The 1,904-nt window shown below is 68.0% G+C and carries 1 protein-coding gene; it reads right to left on the bottom strand.

Annotation, left to right across the window (positions count from 1 at the left end; translation table 11 throughout):
* Positions 1-582: 582 nt before the first annotated feature.
* Complete coding sequence (locus Q7A36_RS39545) at positions 583-1,830, bottom strand: serine hydrolase domain-containing protein (RefSeq protein ID WP_305109276.1); 1,248 nt, start codon at positions 1,828-1,830, stop codon at positions 583-585.
* Positions 1,831-1,904: the final 74 nt, after the last annotated feature.

Below are 1,904 nucleotides of genomic sequence, written 5' to 3'. Positions count from 1 at the left end.
CGGTGCAGCGTTGTCGTATCGGATTGGTGCGCCGGCGATCGAAGAGTGATGTCGCGCCAGCCCCATTCCGCCGTGGAGCCAAACAGATCTGCTGACTCAGCCTTGAGGCGTACTTCCAAGTAGACTTGCCGACAAGGAGGAGTGGAGCACCATCCTGCCCGGCGGTCTCCCGTGCTCTGCGCCGTCAGTTGACGGGCAGCGGGCTGTCCGGTCGACAGTTGGGGCGCCCCGATCCGGGACGTCAGCGGGCATCCGCCGCCGGCAGACCGCCGCACTGACCACGGCGGAGATCCGGCAAGCCGTCGCCGCCTGCGGCAGCGGGTTCACCGGCCTGCGCGACCCTGACGGGATGCGTCGGACTGCTGAGAGGGCAGCGACACCGCGGCAGAGTAGGCCAGAGGGCTAGCGCGGGATGCGGGAATGCTGACGCTGTCCGATCTCCGCTGTCGATCTCTCCGCATCGTTGGTGATCTGGCCAAGTTCGCGACTTGCTGGGCTCGAGTGGCCGGTCCCGGGGTGACCACCTGGGCGCAAGGCCGCAGCGAGCGGGCCGCGCGTGGCCAGCACGCGCGGCTGGCGGCGTCAGTCCGAGATGGCGCCATAGACGAGAGCGTTCACCACGCGCCGGTAGTGCTGCCGGATCAGCCCTGGCGTGCTCGCCATGAACACGACCGCGAGGTCCTCCTTCGGGTCGACCCACATCGAGGTGCCGTACGCGCCGTTCCAGCTGAACATGCCGGGGCTGCCGAGCACGTCCGAGCCGCCCTCGCGACGCACCGCGACGGTGACGCCGAAGCCGAAATTCGTCAGCTGCGGCTCGGTCACTGTCACGTTGTTCGCAATGTCCGGCGAGAGGTGATCGCGCGTCATCTCCTCGACGCTCTTGCGCGAGAGTACCCGCTTGCCTTCCAGCGTGCCGCCATTCAGCAGCATCTGGGCGAAGCGGATGTAGTCGGCCGCGGTCGAGACTGCCTGGCCTCCGCCGCCTTCGAAGCCAGGCGTGACCAGGCCGACGCGGACGTCCTGCGGCTGGCCGGTGACCGGGTCCTTGGGCAGCGGCGTGGCATAGCGGCCGCGCTGGCTCTCCGGCACGACGAAGCCGGTATCCTGCATGCCGAGCGGGCGCAGGATGCGTTCGGCCATCGCCTCGCCGAGCGACTTGTCGGTGCGCTCCTCAATCAACAGGCCAAGTACATCGATTGAGAGGCCGTACTCCCAATAGGTGCCAGGCTGGTGCAGCAGCGGAAGCTTGGCCATGGCGGCAATGAAGTCGTCACCTTTCATCCGGGCATAGCCGCCAAGCGTCTGCTGCCAGAGCTGATGGGCTGGAGTATTGCCGCGGTTGCCGTAGACGATGCCGGAGGTGTGGCGGGCGAGGTCAATCACCCGGATCGGGCGTGCCGCCGGCATCGTGGTGTTGGGGTTGCCGTCCACCGCGACCCGCATGTCCGCCAAGGCAGGGAAGAACCGACTGACGGGATCCCACAGGGACAGCCGACCCTCCTCGAGCACCGACATCAGGGTCGCCCCGGTCAGCACCTTGGTCATGCTGGCAATCGGGAAGATGGCCTCGCGGGCCATCGGCCTGGTGCGGCCGCCATCCTGGAACCCATAGGCCTCGTAGAAGGCGAGCTTGCCGCGGCGTGCGATAGCAATGACCGCACCCGGCATGCGGCCCTCCCGGACCTCAGTATCCACGACAGTGCCGATCCGGGCGACGCGCTCGGGCGACAGTCCGACGCTCTCCGGCGTCGCTCGCGGTAGCGGATCGGCGGCGCGGGCAGGCAGCGTGAAGACCGCCAGCGCCGCAATGAGCAGCAGTTTCTTCATCCTTGGTGTCCTCCTCCGGGCAGGAGCCTACCCCGTTCTCCCGCAGGTGCCAGTCCTGCTGTCGCCCGACCTCG

Source organism: Paracraurococcus lichenis (assembly GCF_030657435.1).
Lineage (GTDB): Bacteria > Pseudomonadota > Alphaproteobacteria > Acetobacterales > Acetobacteraceae > Paracraurococcus > Paracraurococcus lichenis.
Note: the sequence above shows the minus strand (reverse complement) of the source record. Positions and strands in the feature narration are given on the sequence as shown.